15 protein-coding genes are annotated in these 16,227 nt (G+C 39.0%); 4 read left to right on the top strand and 11 right to left on the bottom strand.

Annotated elements, in window-relative coordinates; translation table 11 throughout:
- Positions 1-19: 19 nt before the first annotated feature.
- Both R2S10_RS02705 and aroQ read right to left on the bottom strand, forming a co-directional pair.
- The gene (locus R2S10_RS02705) at positions 20-979 is read right to left on the bottom strand and encodes a M20/M25/M40 family metallo-hydrolase (RefSeq protein WP_316838898.1); all 960 of its coding nucleotides are present in this window, start codon (positions 977-979) and stop codon (positions 20-22) included.
- A 5-nt stretch (positions 980-984) separates the two neighbouring features.
- The gene (gene aroQ, locus R2S10_RS02700; RefSeq protein WP_316838896.1) at positions 985-1,404 is read right to left on the bottom strand and encodes a type II 3-dehydroquinate dehydratase; all 420 of its coding nucleotides are present in this window, start codon (positions 1,402-1,404) and stop codon (positions 985-987) included.
- A gap of 44 nt (positions 1,405-1,448) precedes the next feature.
- Here aroQ and xerD point away from each other — a divergent pair, with 44 nt between their 5' ends.
- Positions 1,449-2,348, top strand: coding sequence for a site-specific tyrosine recombinase XerD (gene xerD, locus R2S10_RS02695; RefSeq protein WP_316838895.1), 900 nt, complete (start codon positions 1,449-1,451; stop codon positions 2,346-2,348).
- 59 nt (positions 2,349-2,407) lie between these two features.
- On the opposite strand, the gene prmC is transcribed toward xerD, so the two are convergent.
- A complete protein-coding gene (prmC, locus tag R2S10_RS02690; protein ID WP_316838894.1) occupies positions 2,408-3,259 on the bottom strand; it encodes a peptide chain release factor N(5)-glutamine methyltransferase in 852 nt (283 codons plus the stop codon).
- Positions 3,260-3,307: 48 nt separating this feature from the next.
- Between prmC and ribD the strand changes: the two genes are divergently transcribed.
- From ribD to R2S10_RS02675, 3 genes are read left to right on the top strand one after another with little or no spacing between them, the layout of a single operon-like run.
- Positions 3,308-4,366, top strand: coding sequence for a bifunctional diaminohydroxyphosphoribosylaminopyrimidine deaminase/5-amino-6-(5-phosphoribosylamino)uracil reductase RibD (gene ribD, locus R2S10_RS02685; protein ID WP_316838893.1), 1,059 nt, complete (start codon positions 3,308-3,310; stop codon positions 4,364-4,366).
- Positions 4,363-5,229, top strand: a complete 867-nt coding sequence (locus tag R2S10_RS02680) for a DMT family transporter (protein ID WP_316838892.1) — start codon at positions 4,363-4,365, stop codon at positions 5,227-5,229. Before ribD ends, R2S10_RS02680 begins: the two co-directional genes overlap by 4 nt.
- On the top strand, positions 5,219-5,833 hold the full coding sequence (locus R2S10_RS02675; protein ID WP_316838891.1) for a YigZ family protein: 615 nt from the start codon (positions 5,219-5,221) through the stop codon (positions 5,831-5,833). Before R2S10_RS02680 ends, R2S10_RS02675 begins: the two co-directional genes overlap by 11 nt.
- A 141-nt stretch (positions 5,834-5,974) precedes the next feature.
- Here the strand turns inward: R2S10_RS02675 and R2S10_RS02670 are convergent, their stop codons facing one another.
- From R2S10_RS02670 to R2S10_RS02635, 8 genes are all read right to left on the bottom strand, one after another.
- A complete protein-coding gene (locus tag R2S10_RS02670) occupies positions 5,975-6,169 on the bottom strand; it encodes a hypothetical protein (RefSeq protein WP_316838890.1) in 195 nt (64 codons plus the stop codon).
- Positions 6,170-6,196: 27 nt separating this feature from the next.
- Entirely contained in the window at positions 6,197-6,754 is a 558-nt protein-coding gene (locus tag R2S10_RS02665) for a DUF6934 family protein (protein ID WP_316838889.1), read from the bottom strand.
- 118 nt (positions 6,755-6,872) lie between these two features.
- Complete coding sequence (locus R2S10_RS02660) at positions 6,873-8,129, bottom strand: YdcF family protein (RefSeq protein ID WP_316838888.1); 1,257 nt, start codon at positions 8,127-8,129, stop codon at positions 6,873-6,875.
- Between the two features lie 96 nt (positions 8,130-8,225).
- Positions 8,226-9,554 (bottom strand): RagB/SusD family nutrient uptake outer membrane protein, encoded by a 1,329-nt coding sequence (locus tag R2S10_RS02655; RefSeq protein WP_316838887.1) that lies wholly within the window; start codon positions 9,552-9,554, stop codon positions 8,226-8,228.
- 42 nt (positions 9,555-9,596) lie between these two features.
- The gene (locus R2S10_RS02650) at positions 9,597-12,893 is read right to left on the bottom strand and encodes a TonB-dependent receptor (RefSeq protein WP_316838886.1); all 3,297 of its coding nucleotides are present in this window, start codon (positions 12,891-12,893) and stop codon (positions 9,597-9,599) included.
- Positions 12,894-12,984: 91 nt separating this feature from the next.
- Positions 12,985-14,019 (bottom strand): FecR family protein, encoded by a 1,035-nt coding sequence (locus tag R2S10_RS02645; RefSeq protein WP_316838885.1) that lies wholly within the window; start codon positions 14,017-14,019, stop codon positions 12,985-12,987.
- Between the two features lie 120 nt (positions 14,020-14,139).
- Positions 14,140-14,688 carry an RNA polymerase sigma factor gene (locus R2S10_RS02640; protein ID WP_316838884.1) on the bottom strand — a complete coding sequence of 183 codons (549 nt, stop codon included), beginning with the start codon at positions 14,686-14,688 and terminating at the stop codon, positions 14,140-14,142.
- A gap of 89 nt (positions 14,689-14,777) precedes the next feature.
- On the bottom strand, positions 14,778-16,190 hold the full coding sequence (locus R2S10_RS02635) for a LuxR C-terminal-related transcriptional regulator (protein WP_316838883.1): 1,413 nt from the start codon (positions 16,188-16,190) through the stop codon (positions 14,778-14,780).
- Between the last annotated feature and the right edge of the window lie 37 nt (positions 16,191-16,227).

Raw genomic sequence — 16,227 nt, 5'->3', positions numbered from 1 at the left:
AAGATTTTGAACGTCTATGCTACTTCTTTTCAGGAACAAAAATAATCGGCCCCGGTCTGTTCGCCACAGTCGTTAAAGCCTTATAAATATAATCACAAACCAATTTTTCTCCTGGAACATTAATCAATCTTCTGTCGTCTTCTGGCGTATGGTATTGTGGATGACCGCCTGTATGAAATCCCAATACAGATATGTTTTTCTTGTAAAACGATACATGGTCCGAGCCACCAACATCATAATGATTTACGAATGGATGAACACCAATTTCTGGCCCCAAACTGGTCAGCAGTTCTACCCCACCATCAAATGTTGCAGCGCCACCCATATACAGGTGCTTTTCAGCATTCATTCTACCCACCATATCCATATTGATCATCAGTTTAATCTGAGACAATGGGACCAATGGGTTTTCTGTGAAATATTTAGAACCTAATAATCCCTGCTCTTCTGCACCAAAAGCAATCACTATCACACTACGCTTCAACGAGGCTTTATTTGCAGCCAGTTTTTCCGCAATTTCTAAGAGCGCAGCAGTTCCACTGGCATTGTCGTCTGCACCTAAATGAATGCCTACCGTATCAGGTTTTTTGGAAGATGCTCCTCCCATTCCAAGGTGGTCATAATGCGCACCAATCACAATAAACTCGTTCTTTAAAACAGCGTCAGAGCCTTCAATATAACCGATCACGTTTTGAGTTTTCACATACGGCGTATCCTGTACTCCTTTTTTTACCCTCATCTTGGCGGTGAATTCCTGGATATAACTTCCTTTATAAGGCGCAATTCCTGATTTTTTGAATTGCTTCACTATGTAACTCACAGTTTTTTTGTTTTCGGCAGTGCCGGGAAAACGCCCTTTCATTTGCGGAGAGGCCAATGTCCAGATGTGTTCCTTAATTTCTTTTTCAGTAATGTCCGCCTGCGCGAATGCAGATGCGCAAATTGCTACGCATGCCGCAGATAAAAGAATCTTCTTCATGATATTTAGCTTTTCAAAAGACTCTCAATTGCTAAACGGTAACCATCCAGACCGAAGCCAGTCAGCACACCTTTACAGTTTTTTCCGGTCAATGAAACGTGTCTATATTCTTCTCTAGCATAGATATTAGATACATGAACCTCGATTACAGGAGTCTTAATTGCGGCAATAGCATCTGCTAATGCCACAGAAGTATGTGTATACCCTCCTGCATTGATCACAATACCATCATATTCAAAACCAACTTCATGCAATTTATTGATCAGTTCACCCTCCACATTACTCTGATAGTAATCGATTTGAAGGATGCTATACATGGTTCTCAATTGCGCTATATATTCATCAAAACCTAAATTTCCATAGATTCCTGGCTCGCGAACGCCTAAAAGGTTTAAATTTGGGCCATTAATAATTTGTATCTTCATTAGCTCAAACTTAAAGCTAAAAACTTACAGTAGAAAATTTTTGTGTGATTAATAACCCTTATCTACCCTCTTTTAAAGCCTATTTGAAACTGGAACGTTCTCTTTCCGGGAATTCCATTGCGGCCTATATCAATGATGTTCAGAAACTGTTTCAATATTTTGAATCCATTGATCAAGCGCCTGCTGTAAAAGAGATTAGTAGTGCTGATCTAAAAAAGTTCATCAGCTGGATCAACGAACTAGGTATGCTGCCAAGTACACAAGCAAGGGTAATCTCCGGCTTAAAATCATTTTTCAGCTTTCTAATGCTGGAGCAAATTATAATGGAAGACCCTTCTGCCTTATTAGAAACCCCCAGATTAGGAAAGAAACTTCCTGATGTATTGAACATTGAAGAGATCAACGGACTACTCAATGCAATCGACGCCTCAAAACCAGAAGGTATGAGAAACAAAGCCATCATTGAACTATTGTATGGTTGTGGATTACGGGTTTCAGAATTAACCAACATCAAAATCTCCAATATTTTTGCGGATAGTGAGTTCATTAAAATCATTGGAAAGGGAAATAAAGAACGGATCATCCCAATTGGAGCTACCGCATTAAAGTATATAAGGATTTATCTGGAGCAGAGTCGAGTTCATGTACCCATCAAAAAAGGCTATGAAGATTATATTTTTCTAAACCGTAGAGGAACCGGACTGTCTAGAATATCCGTATTTACAATTATTAAAGACCTGGCATTGGCATCAGGCCTAAAGAAAAGCATTAGTCCGCATACTTTCCGACATTCCTTTGCTACCCATCTTATTGAAGGTGGCGCAGACCTTCGTGCGGTACAGGAAATGCTAGGACATTCCAGCATCACCACCACCGAAATCTATACACATCTGGACAGGAACTACCTAAAAGAGGTCATTACCGGATTTCATCCCAGAAGTTAAAAACTTGCTATTTCCCTCAAGCAAAGCCAATCTTTTTCGACTAGAATGAAGCTTCAGGTTTAAACCATCATCTCATCTCTCAATGCAAGAATCATTCTCGGTTTCCCTTGCATATCCTTCTTTAAAACAATATGAATAAAGCCTTTATCTTTTAACATCTGAATCATTTCTTCCGATAAATACTCATTGATCTCAAAATACAATTTGCCCTTTTCCTTCAAATGTCCGACTGCAAAATCAGCGATCGCTTCATAAAACAACAAGGGTCTTTCGTCCGGAACAAAGAGCGCTAAATGCGGTTCATGTGCCAAAACATTCTGATGCATTTCCTCCATTTCAGTACCCGTGATATAAGGAGGATTACTCACGATGACATCGAACTGTCCTTTGATCTCAAGATTTAATATATCAGCATGGATAAAATTCACCTCCGTTTCCAATCTTAAAGCATTTTCGGAAGCCAACTGTAGCGCAACTTCAGATATATCTACTGCAGTTACTTGCGCTGCTTTACCATGTTTTTTCAAACTGATCGCTATACAACCACTTCCTGTCCCAAAGTCAATTACCGATTTATCATCGAGGCGATTTTCTAAAATCCAATCCACCAGTTCCTCTGTTTCAGGCCTCGGAATCAATACCGCTTCATTCACTTTAAAAAAGGCACCATAAAAATAAGCTTCCCCTAACAGGTACTGAATAGGTTTATGTGCTTTCAACCCTTGCGCAACAAGCAAAAACTGTTGTTCCTCTGCAGGACTAACTTCTTTGTCCCAATTCATCATCAGGGAACTCCTCTTGAGTTTCAGCAAATGTTCTACGCAAATAGAAAAAATCGACTTAACTTCCTCTTCCTCATAAACATCTTTTAATTCTGTCTTAAAATGGGCTAATAACTGGCTTAAATTCATGCCCTGCAAAAGTAAGTAAATCGAACAATATACCTTACTTTTGCGACAATGGCCGACGAATTATATATTAAAAGATGTTTGGAGCTAGCTATTCTTGGCGCTGGAAACGTGAGTCCAAATCCAATGGTAGGTTGTGTGATCGTATCTGAAGGAATCATCATTGGAGAAGGATACCATGAGAAAATTGGCGAAGCACATGCCGAAGTAAATGCTATAAAAGCAGTATTTGCCAAATATGGGGAAACCGAGGCAGCCTTGTTGCTCAAAAAGGCAACCGCTTATGTGAGCCTGGAACCTTGTGCCCATTTCGGAAAAACACCTCCCTGTGCAGATCTGCTGATTAAACACCAACTAAAAAGAGTCGTGATTGGTAACAACGACCCTTTTGATGCAGTAGATGGCAAAGGCATCACTAAGTTAAAAAACGCCGGAATAACGGTAGTATCAGGTGTACTCGATGAAGAATGTGCGCATTTAAATCGCCGTTTTTTTACTAGAATCCGTCAGCAAAGACCATATATCATTTTAAAATGGGCCAATACAGCCAATGGCTATTTTGCGCCAGTAGATGATCAACAAAAATGGATCAGTGGTCCATTGGCAAAGCGCCTGGTTCATAAATGGAGAACCGAAGAAGATGCTGTTATTGTGGGGAAAAGAACGGCAATGGTCGACAACCCTCAGCTGAATGCCCGTGAATGGCCTGGTAAAAACCCAATTCGGATCATTATCGACCGCAATCTGGAAATTCCAGCTACACATCACATTTACAACAACGAAACTAAAACCATTATTTTCAACGAAGTAAAAACGGATGTCATTGGAAATACTCATTTCATTCAAATGGAAGACATGTCTTTTTACCTTCCTCAAAAGATCGCTTTTCAATTGTACTTAATGGATATCCAATCAGTTATTATAGATGGCGGAGCGCAGCTGCTCAACCAGTTTATTGAAGCAGGATTATGGGATGAAGCCCGCGTGTTTACCTCTGCCAAGTCCTGGTCTGATGGTGTTCCCGCACCCAAAATTAATAAACCAATTACTGCTCAACATCAAGTCGGCAATGACCAATTGTCCATTTACCAAAATAACAGCAAAGCATGATCTATCTAATCATCAGTATTTTTTGTAGTGTTACCGTTGCTGTTCTTTTAAAACTTGCGCGCAGATATAAAATCAATGTTTTGCAGGCCATCACCTGGAATTACTTATTTGCAATTGCGCTCAGTTTTTTCTTTTTCAAGCCAAGCATTTCTGAAATAACAACAGCAAAAATATCGCCCGTTTACCTCGGATTAGGTGTCTTATTACCCCTTGTCTTTTGGTTTCTCGGTGCCTCAATCAGGAGCATTGGAATCGCAAGAACAGATATTGCACAACGATTATCTTTGTTTATTTCTATTCTTGCCGCGTATTTTCTATTTGGCGACCAATTCAATACCTTAAAGATTCTTGGCCTTTGTTTTGGTTTTGCTGCCATTATTTTCACCCTTTATCGCAAATCAAAAACACCCAGCTCAGGAGGCAATTGGATTTATCCACTACTAGTATTCTTTGGTTTTGGCTTTATTGATATCCTGTTTAAACAGATCGCACAAATTAAAGACCTCACTTATACCAGTTCTTTAATCCTGACTTTCGCTATTTCCTTCGTGTTATCATTGGTTGCCATCCTCTATCTTGCATTGGTAAAAAAACAAAAGCTAGAACTGGTCAACTTTGCTTGTGGAGCGGTACTTGGACTATTCAATTTTGGAAACATCCTTTTTTACCTGAAAGCACATCGTGCCATGGCAGAAAATCCATCTACCGTATTTGCCGCAATGAATATAGGTGTGATTATCCTGGGCACAATTGTAGGGGTATTCCTATTCAAAGAAAAGCTGAATAAGCTAAACTACCTCGGACTAGCACTCGCCTTAATCGCGATCATTTTCATTACCTTATCACAGTTTCATGCTATTTGACGATACCTATAAAACCATAACTGCCCCTGTAGAAGGATTATTCAAAGACCGTGGCAGTAAATTTATTGCCTTTGCCTATCCCATTCGCTCTGAAGAGGAAGTAAAACCTATCCTTACACAATTGCGTTCAGAACATGGTAAAGCCAGGCATTTCTGCTGGGCATTACGAATAAGTCCTGATCGGTCTGTTTTCAGAATCCAGGATGATGGAGAACCTTCAGGTACTGCCGGTCGGCCAATCTTAAACGCACTTCTTTCTGCTGATTTAACAAATATTCTAATTGTAGTAGTACGTTATTTTGGAGGTACCCTGCTTGGTGTTCCCGGTTTAATCAATGCCTATAAATCAGCTGCAATTGAGGCTATTCAAGCCGCAGAGATTGTAGAAAAGACGGTCAATGATGTTTACGAACTCAGCTTTGATTACCTCAGCATGAATGATGTGATGCGTTTGTTTAAAGAAGAACAACTCACTATCCTTTCCCAGGAATTTGATAATTCCTGCAACATAAAATTTGAAGTTAGAAAAGCTCAGCTCAACCAGGTTCTAGGGAAGATCGAAAAAATAGACGGCATCAAACTCAGTTACCTTCATACCGTTTAACACATTTTAGAACTATTTACGCTGACTCAAAATTGCTAAATGCAATTTGTAGCATTGCTGGTTGATAAAGGACTAATCCATAAACAAACCCTCCTCAACCAGCAATGCTATAAGCGCTAAATGACACATCAACCAAAAATTCTATTTTTGCTGTTTACAGCGCCAGGCTGCAGCGTAAAGCTCAGCCATAAAAGTATCTGCATCCTCTTTTGAACGGATTACTTTTAATAAGCTATCATTAGAAAATTTATCATTATGACGAAATACAGTTGGAGAAGAAACAACACCAGCCTTCTCAATTAATTGGTCTATTTTTATTTGAATATGCTTTTCCATATTGTAAACATAAGTATTATTTTTAAATTAAAGATTAATATTTCTATTTAATAGAAACACATAGTATCTATAAAGATCTCTGTTTTCTCTATTATAATTGAAAGGCTCTGGTTTCGGCTTATCAATATAACTCCCATCTGGATTTTGGTCGTAATTACCATTCCTGAAAATTCTAACATACCAGTCTACTCCCATAGGCATAAAATAATCTTTAAGGTATTCCCTGTTATGTTTAAAGGCACGATGATAGAATCTTGCTCTCAAATCATCAGATCCATCAATTCCTACGGCTATTCCAGGATACTTATTCAAAAATCTGAGTGAAATAAATAATATAGTAGAAAAGACTTTATTTAGATCCTGATGCCATAATCTAACATTGTCTTTAAACCCTCCCGCTCCATCTGGCGGACCGAATCCCATATTAAAGACATTAGGCAAATTAGGATCAGAATGTTTAGACAGTACCACAAGAAGCTTCATTATGCTACCATCCTTTTGTGGAGCGTCGAATGTTACCTTAGTTAACCCATCTTCGATAGACTCCGTTTCATATATATCATCAAAATTGATTGTTACCTGCATAAAGGAAATTTATTTACGAAGGCAACTTAATGATTTATTCTCTTAAAACAATACTATAAACTAATTTAATATCTTTATGATTAAATTAACATCCAGCAAAGCAATGATCACTATAAAACTATGGATCCATAGGTTCATCAAAATCAATCTGCAAAGACCTCACATTCGGATAAAATTCTAATGAGAAATCCGACAAACGTGCCCCCAATTTAAAAGGTTCATATCCCAGCTCCTGCACAGAACGACCCAACAAAGCACCACTGATATACATACTTTGTGATTTCGCAGTTACCGTAAGTGCTAGCTTATCCATCGGCATCCCATATCTAAACATTAACCTCGCGGCATTTCGCATATTGGTGGTCGTATGTCTGGCATGAGGTTCCATAATGATCACACTTTCCGGAATATTTAAAGTACTCATTAAGTACTTTTTCATTTCATAAGCCTCATTGTATTTCGTTTTAAAAGGATGTACTCTCCCACCAGAAACCATAATAAATGGAGCTACGCCTTTGTGGTACTCCGCTACAGCGAGCCTACATCTCAACTTCCCACCTGCGCTTAATTCTGTTTCAGTATCCTCCGGTCCCTCTCCAGGAACCAGGATTAAACTATACTTATAAGCATCAAAATTTGTTTTCGCAATCGCAGTCAGACAAGCCTTATTCACAGTAGTCTTCATAGGTTCATAATCACCAGCATCATTCCGATCATTAATATCCAATGCAATCAATGCAAACTGCAAAGTAGGTTCAAAGAACATCGAATGCTTAGTATTCAAGCTCAGTGCAGCATTGGTACGAACCAACTCCGAATAACCTTTTTCCTTCACATCGAATGAGATAGAATCGATTTTTGGATAATTCGGTTTTGCGGCTTCCACATATACGCCTATCGTAAAATTAAGTGCTTTCGCATCTTGTTCCCATGCTTTAACCAGCATTTCCGAAGGCTTCAAATCACCATAACTCAGGTAACAACCGGAAGGTATCAATTGCTTAGTCAGCATCCCATTCAAGACCTCATTCCCCTTAAAAAGTGCGGTTAAACGTTTACTTACAGTAGCAATCTCTTCCTCATTAAATTTAAAAGCGGCACTCAGACAAACGATATCATTAGCACAGTTTTTAACTGCATCTGAAGCCCTGGAAGCCTTTACTTTAAACAAAGCACTCAAGTCCGGATCCTGCTGAATTAACTTCCTAACCAATGGATCCTGTTGCATCAACGTCAGCAGGTAATAATTTTTATATTGAACAGGGTTTAGTCCATCAGAAAAAACATACTTAGGATCTGCCTGGCTAGATTGTGCAAAAACACTGGCAGTACAAAAGCTTCCCAATAACAAAAAGAAAAACAATCTCATTTTCATAACGCAAAATATTTAAAATAAAAAACCGGCATCTTTAAGATAGCTGAGCTTAAAAAGCTCAATAAATCAAAGATACCGGTCAAAAATTAATGTTAATTAATAACCATCATTCTGATAGCCACTTTTGTTATTAATGTTGTCAATCTCAACCTGTGGCACTGGATACAGACTTCTGAAAGCCGGAATCCCTGGGAAAATAACGCTCATTTGATTAGTTCTCACAATATCAAACCAACGATCTGCCTCTAAAGCCAATTCCAAACGTCTTTCTAAATATACCGCAGTTCTAAATGCCGACTGTGACGTTAGCAAAGCAGGTGTTTTTACAGAGGCATTTGCATTTGTACGCACCGCATTCAGTGCTTTAAAAGCTTCAGCATCTCCATAAGCAGTTTCATTCAGCGCTTCCGCATACATCAACAATACATCTGTAGTACGCAACACAGGAAAATCACCACTTGTTTCATTGTTCAACTGCGGAGAGTTAAACTTGCCCGGTCTGGCACCAGTTCCAGTAGAAACCACCAAAGCCTGACGGTTATCACCGGTTTCAAACAAAGATTGAGGGATATTAATGATATTGGTATTGTTGTTATTTCTATATCGGTTATCCTGGTTTACAAACTCCTTAACCCCACCCATCAGGTATTGAACCGCAAAAATGATATCCTTACTCGTCTTTAAGTTATCAGGGAAAGTTTGATTTTGCGGTACAGTAGCTAATGTTGTGCCGCTATATATCGCAGCTACAACCGGCTGTAAAGTGGTCGCAACCAAATCAAATTTCTTTTGATAAAGATAAACCTTACCCAACAGCGAGTTAGCAGCAAAACTGGTTGCCCTACCACGTTGTGCAGCAACCCATGTTGGAGGCAGCTTTACTGCAGCATCCTTTAAATCATCAATCACCTGCTGATAAACTTGTGCTGTAGTTGCGCGTGTATTTTGTCTGGCCTCCTCGGTTTTCTGAACTTTAAGTACCAATGGAACATTACCCCAAATCCTTACCAGATTAAAATAACTTAAAGCCCTGATAAATTTCGCCTGCCCGATAATCTGGCTCTTGATGTCCTCATTCATGCTGATTTCCGGCGCACGATCTAAAATGATGTTGCAACGATAAATGGCCTTGTAATTCCCCATCCAGGTACTGGAAAGGATGCTATTCGCTGAAGTTTCTGAAAATACTTCAATTTGGTTCCTTACACCCGCGCCCGATCCTGGATCATTATCGATCAGGTTATCTCCACGAAGCTCACCTAAGGTCAATAAATTATTCCCATACAAACTATCGCTTTGCAACGCGTCATAGCAAGTCACAAGTCCGCCTTGTAATCCTTTCTCATCCAAATAAAAACTCTTTTCAACATAAGAATCCAATGGCTTCAGGTCTAAGAATTTCTTGCAAGATGTGGCTGTAATCATTAAACCACAAATTAATATGATATATTTTTTCATCTTTCTATGTTATAAAGTAATGTTAATGCCTATTGATGTTGTTTTTGCCGTTGGATAAACGCCATAATCCTCTCCATTTGTAGTGGCATCGCTCCTATTGGTTACCTCTGGATTATACCCTGTGTATTTGCTGAAAGTGAAAGGATTCTGCATTGCCACATACACCCTAACTTTGGATAAGGTTAACCTCTTAACCAAACTTTCAGGTAAAGTATAGCCCATAGCGATGTTACGAATACGTAGATAAGATCCATCTTCAATATGCCAGGTGGAAGTAGTTCCGTTGCTACCCTTAGCCGCACGATTGGCCCTCACATCCATCCCACTTCCTGGATCACTGTCAGACTTCCAACGATTTAAAGAGCTGATCATATTGTTCATATTTCCTTCTTTATTCGCAAAATATCTGCGGGAAAGGTTCAGAATCTCATTGCCATAAACTCCTTGCATCGCCACATTTAAATCTATTCCTTTATATTCAAAAGAAGTCGAAAAACCATATGTAAACTTAGGCAGGTAATTCCCTACAATCGCTCTGTCTTTGGTCAGATCAATTACCCCATCACCATCCACATCTTTAAATTTAAAGTCGCCCGGTTTAGAAGTGTTCACATCATAATTACCCTGAGTATCCGTATAATGAGGATAAGCATCAACTTCAGCCTGGTTTTTGAATACACCCAGAACTACTGGCAAATAGTAAGAACCTATCGGCTCGCCAACTCTTGTGATAAAATAAGCATTAGCTACAGAACCTGTTTTTAGAATATCGGCATTGCCTGGGCCTAGCTCAACAACCTTATTTATATTCTTAGAAAAGTTTCCATTTGCCGTCCATTTCAAGCTACCAAACTGTTGCTGTGTTCCTAAATTGATGTCAATTCCTTTATTATTTACCTTTCCAATGTTTTTCAATTCCGTAGCAAAACCAGTAGAAATAGGTACTGGAACATCCAATAACAAGTTGTTCGTATTACTATTATAAACATCCACAGAAAGCGTTAACTGGTTCTTGAAAAATGCAGCATCAAAACCCAGATTTAACTGTGCAGTTTTCTCCCATTGTAAATCATCATTCGGCTTAGCAATAGGCGCTGCACCATTGATCACTGCCGGAGGCGTACCACCAAACACATAACCATAATTGTTCATCGCACCCTGAGCTGCATAATTCGGGATGTTGAAATTACCGGTTAAACCGTAACTAGCTCTTAATTTCAAATCTGAAATAGTTTCTGAATCTTTAAGAAAATCCTCTTCGGATACTCTCCAACCTAAGGAAGCCGATGGGAAATATCCCCATTTGTTGTTTCTTCCGAATTTCGAAGAACCATCTGCCCTGATCGAACCTGTAAACAAATACTTTCCTTTATAACCGTACTGTAACCTCGCAATACCTGAAGCTAAAGCCCATTGAGTTCTGGTTGCAGTACCATTTGTTACCAAACCAGCCTTGATGTACTCCACCTGATCACTGATAAACCCTTTGGAAGCAAAAGCATAATTACCGCTTAAGTCGTCCTTTTGGGTAGAGAAACCCACAAGCGCATTGATGCTATGGTCACCTATCATTTTCGTGTAATTTAAAGTTTGCTCTAACAACCAGTTGGTTTCTTTGATCGTACGTGAAGAACCCGTGGCGTCAGAAAGTGGATTTCCTGCAGTATTGGATTGCGGAAATATTGAAGGTCTGAATACATCTTCCGAACTGTTAAACAAATCAACACCCAGCTGAATTCTATATTTCAAATCTTTGCTCAGATCAGCTTCCAAAAATGCACTTCCCGTCATCCGACTTGCCGCCACATCGTCTTTTTGAAGCATGGCCAGTGCTACAGGGTTCCAGGCTTGAGTTGCCCCGTTACCGTCTGCAGGTTTCCCATTTGGCAAAATGGTTCTTGTACCTGCGCTCCAAGAATTCTGATCGAAATTATAACTGCCATCAGCATTGTACACCGGGAATATTGGCGCATAATGCAAGGCTGAAGCCACAATACCTCCACCATTAGAGTTGTAAGCACCATTGGCATTTACTCTCTTTTCATTGATCACCGAAGGACTAAAATTAACCCCGAATTTCACTTTACCTTTTTTCCCTTCCAGGTTAATTCTTCCACTATAACGCTTGAAACCACTATTTAAAATGATCCCATCCTGATCAAAATATTCCAGGGAACCGTAATACTTTATCAACTCAGAGCCACCAGCTGCCGAAATAGAGTGGTTTTGGATCGGAGCCGTTCTAAAGATCTGATCCTGCCAATCGGTATTGGTTAGGCCCTGCTGACCTGTTAAATAAGGTAAAACCTCAGATGGCATTACCGTATTGGTATTATTGCCCGTATTGAACAAACGGATCGAATTGTTGTCATTTATACTAAATGGAACCTGCGGTAATCCCTTATCCGCATACTTTCTATTGTTCGATTCCATCACATCAACATAAGAGTTATTCCTCGACTCCAAAACCATTTGCGCATACTGATAAGCATCCATCATCTTGATCTTATGAGCTAAAGATTGCCAGCCGGTATAACTGTTCACATTAATGGTGGTGATCCCGGCTTTTCCTTGTTTAGTAGTGATCAATACTACCCCGTTAGAACCTCTTGAACCATAAATAGCAGCAGATGATGCATCTTTCAATACTTCAATAGAGGCAATATCATTCGTATTTAAAGTATTGATGTTGTCATTTGAAATAGGCACACCATCAATCACATACAATGGATTTGAGCCTGCGGTAATTGTGCCGACCCCTCTCACTTTGATGTTCAACGCCCCACCTGGAGCGCCAGAACCCTGCGAAACCTGTACACCTGCCATTTTTCCAACCATCGCCTCAGCAGCATTACTGATCGGCTGGTTTTCAAGATCAGCAGCCTTAATACTGGCAATAGAAGTGGTTACATCCTTCTTCTTCTGACTACCATAACCCACCACTACCACATCTGACAAATTGTTGGCGCTAGGGTTCAATTGAATCAAAAGTGTGGCCTGTTCGCCTGGTTTCAGCACATAATTGCTAATTGTTTTTGTCTCATAACCAATATAGGAAGCGCTGATGCTGTAAGGTACGCCTGCAGTAAGCCCTTTTACTGAGAATTTGCCCTCGGAGTTCACCATGATCCCCTTCTTTTCATTGGTTTTTGTATTCAGTAAAAGCACCGAAGCTCCGAGCAATGGTTGCCCGGTTTCATCTTTTACAACCCCTGTAATCTCCGACGAAGTCTGAGCCCAGGTCTTTGCCGATACTGATATCATCAGCAGACAACAGAACAAGTGTGTGGTAAATTTTTTAAGCATAATTTATTTATTTGATTGGTTTTTAGGCAAAAGGATCCCATATCCGCTATTTTTAGCGGCTCAGGTGGTTTAAAATAATATTGTTTTGGATTTACTTTCTAATCAGGTAACCGTCGGCTGTTTTTATTTGGTTTAGTTTATTTAGTTCGGCAATTTCTTCAAGTATGGTCGTTATAGTTTGTGTAAGTTGTATTTTTCCGGTGAATGACATTTCAGCCAGCTCAGCACGGTCGTAGGTAATCTTCAGTTTATAATGTTTTTCTAACTGATCAAATACATCCACCAAAGAAGCCTGCTGGAAGTTCAACTCCTTAATCGGACTCTCCCTTTTAGCGACTAAAGTTCTGGTATCAGACACCTTGATTTTATTCTTCAGGCTATTGTAAACCAATTCTTTTCCAGGCAATAGAATCTCATTAAATGGCGAGATACGAGGAACTGAATCTATGTTTTTCACCAATACCTTACCCGTATGTAACTGTACTTTGATAAACTTACTGTTATTTAAGGCCGTAACAGTAAAGGAAGTTCCCAATGCGGTAGTCGAAATCCCTTTTGCATACACTACAAAAGGATGGTTTTTGTCTTTCGCTACTTCAAAAAAGCTTTTCCCATTTAAATATACTTCCCGTTTATTGCTTACAAATGGAATCGCATACCTCAATTCTGCCCCTGGAAACAATTTAACACTGGAGCCATCTGGCAGATTCATCAATTGCTGATGATCAGTATAATTCACAATTGATTTCCAATTGATCGCATTGCTTTTTTCAATATTTAAAACCTTTGTGTTGGCTATTTCTATACCTGCTTTGTCTTGATTTAAGTTCAAAACATTTAAGAGACCAACAGAAAGCGCGATTAATACAATTGCAGCGGCAGACACGATTTTGAACCATTTTAAGCGGTAAGCTTTGCCAGTAGTCTGTATTTTCACCACATTCAACATCTCCTCAGACTTTAGCTCGTCCAGATCAGCATCCTGGATCTCATCCCATTCCGCTTTGCTCAATAAATGATCTGGCAAGTCCTCCATTTCATTTAAATAGTGCATCACCTGAAGCTTTTCTTCCGGGCTGCACTGTCCTTTAAAATATTTGTCCAACAATTGTTCAGAGACGCTCATACTACTAATACGATTCAATTGAGACTAAACCCGTAACCGAATTAAAATATTTTTAAAATAATTTGTTTTGGCAAAATCGATGGGAATAAGAAGCCGAAAAACAGGCAACGAAGTCGATACCTAAGGAAGGAGTTTAGTCAGTAAAATGAAGACCGGAACATAAGCATAACTATCAAGCTGCTTCATGGCCAAAGAAATATGTTTTTCTACTGTTCTGGGAGAAATGGAAAGTTGCTCAGAAATCTCCTTATAAGAATACCCTTGTAATCTGTTTAAAATGAAAACCTTTTTGCGTGTTGGAGGCAATACACTCAGTGCAACTTCCAATTGCTGGTTGATTTCAAATTTTTGATGTTGATCTGTAGCTTCTTCGGAAACACTATTGTAATAAAGTTTTAGGTTCCGATCGTCATTACTCAGCTTTTTGAAATAATCTAACAAGGTCGTTCTTGCAATGCGAAACAACTGAACATCGAGTTCATGATCTTCTGAAAGCGTATGCTTAAAGTTCCATAGCTTAATAAAGGCCAATTGGGTCAAGTCCTGCGCAATGTCCTCATCATTCGTCTTCTTAAAAAAATAGGCATAAACCTTTTTATGAGATAGCCTGAAGACCATTTCAAAGGATTCGTGATTGCCCGTTTTTAAATCAGAGATATAGCTTAACATTAGGCGCAAAACTATTAGTTAGATATTAGCCAAAACTAAATATAGTGTTAATTCTGATTAAACAATGCCTCCTCTAAAATGCTTATGTTTTAAGCCAGGACATTCACCTTCTCTTTGATCCTTACCGCTTGTGTCCTGTTTTTAACATCCAATTTCACATATAAATTACTAATGTGATACTTGATCGTATTTAAGGAAATAAACAATTTATCAGCCAGTTCCTGATTCGTTAATCCCTCCCAAATCCCTTCTAAAACCTCTGTTTCGCGCTCAGTAAGTTGAAAATCAACTTTTAAAATCTGTAAAGTAGACAGATCATTGCGGTTTGAATTGATGGAAATATCCGGTATCACCTCCACGGTGGGTTTAATCGTAAAAAGATACTTGTTGATTTCTAATCTAAAATGCTCGTTCTCCTCTTGTAAAGCCCTAACTTTAAAAGTAATAGCAAAGCCGATTGCAATAATTTCAAAAGCACTCACCATTCTTAACGCATCCATATCAAAAGCAGAAAGCCATGGCAGATTAAATTGCATATTGAGTACAAAGCCAACTCCAAAGATCACAATCACCCCAAAAGTTAAGACCAAAAACCGGGCATAAACATCCTTCTTAAACCTGGAAATGGCGATGCCAATAGGAATTGCCGCACTCAAAAAGCTAAGTAGATCAATAATCGGCAGAAAACCATTCCATTTAAAAACGGTAAATAAGACTAAACTTAGCAATGCCAAGCCCATCACCGGACCAACATACCGCCAGTAATTTTTATGAGAATCTTTAAGGTCTAAGAAATAGTAAGCGAATACACAGGCAAAACCAGCAGTAATGGGCACAGTATATACCAGTAAGTTGTTTAAGACCAATTGTCCGGAGGATAAGTAATAAAACATCCCGTCCTCATAGAAAAACTCTACAAAAACCCCAATCTGTAAAAAGCAATAGGCAATAAAACGCTTATCCTTAAAGATGAGGTAAAAAACTACATTAAACAGGATCGACATCATGCCCAATCCATAGTAAAAGCCAATTCTAAGCAAACGTTTCCCCTCTTTTTCATTAAAAGATGGCGTATCCATGAGTACTAAAGGCAATTGTTTTAATAAAGCATCCGAACTTCGTATATAATAAACAGTGCTATCCGTTTGGAAATTAAACTGATCATACCGCACCAGATTCAACTCTTCTTTTACTGGATAAAGCTGTCCATTGTTATAACTGTAAAGCTTGGTTTGATGAAGATGTGAGGAAGAGATTTGCAAGGTCAGTGCTTGGTTTAACTGATCTTTACGTAGCCTACCTTTCAACCAAAAATAGGTTTCACCCTTCTCCTGATTTAAGCCTTCAGTTTGATTTCCTTGCATAACCTGCTGCTTAGCCAAACTAAATGAAGGGTCTTTTTCCAGTGGTTCAAACTTAAGCGCTGAAACCTCTTTTTCTAAAAATTTAGTAGTGTCGGTAGTTTGAGCATTCGCATAAAAAAACTGGGATAAAAGCAACAACAAAACAATTGTCTGTCGATAAAAAAATGGGCATCGG

Origin of the sequence: Pedobacter gandavensis (assembly GCF_032678745.1) — a bacterium.
In the GTDB taxonomy this organism is placed as follows: domain Bacteria; phylum Bacteroidota; class Bacteroidia; order Sphingobacteriales; family Sphingobacteriaceae; genus Pedobacter; species Pedobacter gandavensis_C.
This window is presented reverse-complemented; position numbering and strand designations above follow the sequence as displayed.

What these genes read in the sequence shown, in the direction of transcription:
- R2S10_RS02645 (WP_316838885.1), bottom strand. Translation starts at nt 14,019, where the DNA reads ATGAGCGTCTCTGAACAATTGTTGGACAAATATTTTAAAGGACAGTGC.
- R2S10_RS02660 (WP_316838888.1), bottom strand. Translation starts at nt 8,129, where the DNA reads ATGAAAATGAGATTGTTTTTCTTTTTGTTATTGGGAAGCTTTTGTACT.
- R2S10_RS02675 (WP_316838891.1), top strand. Translation starts at nt 5,219, where the DNA reads ATGCTATTTGACGATACCTATAAAACCATAACTGCCCCTGTAGAAGGA.
- ribD (WP_316838893.1), top strand. Translation starts at nt 3,308, where the DNA reads ATGGCCGACGAATTATATATTAAAAGATGTTTGGAGCTAGCTATTCTT.
- R2S10_RS02655 (WP_316838887.1), bottom strand. Translation starts at nt 9,554, where the DNA reads ATGATTACAGCCACATCTTGCAAGAAATTCTTAGACCTGAAGCCATTG.
- R2S10_RS02665 (WP_316838889.1), bottom strand. Translation starts at nt 6,754, where the DNA reads ATGCAGGTAACAATCAATTTTGATGATATATATGAAACGGAGTCTATC.
- prmC (WP_316838894.1), bottom strand. Translation starts at nt 3,259, where the DNA reads ATGAATTTAAGCCAGTTATTAGCCCATTTTAAGACAGAATTAAAAGAT.
- aroQ (WP_316838896.1), bottom strand. Translation starts at nt 1,404, where the DNA reads ATGAAGATACAAATTATTAATGGCCCAAATTTAAACCTTTTAGGCGTT.
- R2S10_RS02680 (WP_316838892.1), top strand. Translation starts at nt 4,363, where the DNA reads ATGATCTATCTAATCATCAGTATTTTTTGTAGTGTTACCGTTGCTGTT.
- R2S10_RS02705 (WP_316838898.1), bottom strand. Translation starts at nt 979, where the DNA reads ATGAAGAAGATTCTTTTATCTGCGGCATGCGTAGCAATTTGCGCATCT.
- R2S10_RS02640 (WP_316838884.1), bottom strand. Translation starts at nt 14,688, where the DNA reads ATGTTAAGCTATATCTCTGATTTAAAAACGGGCAATCACGAATCCTTT.
- R2S10_RS02650 (WP_316838886.1), bottom strand. Translation starts at nt 12,893, where the DNA reads ATGCTTAAAAAATTTACCACACACTTGTTCTGTTGTCTGCTGATGATA.
- R2S10_RS02670 (WP_316838890.1), bottom strand. Translation starts at nt 6,169, where the DNA reads ATGGAAAAGCATATTCAAATAAAAATAGACCAATTAATTGAGAAGGCT.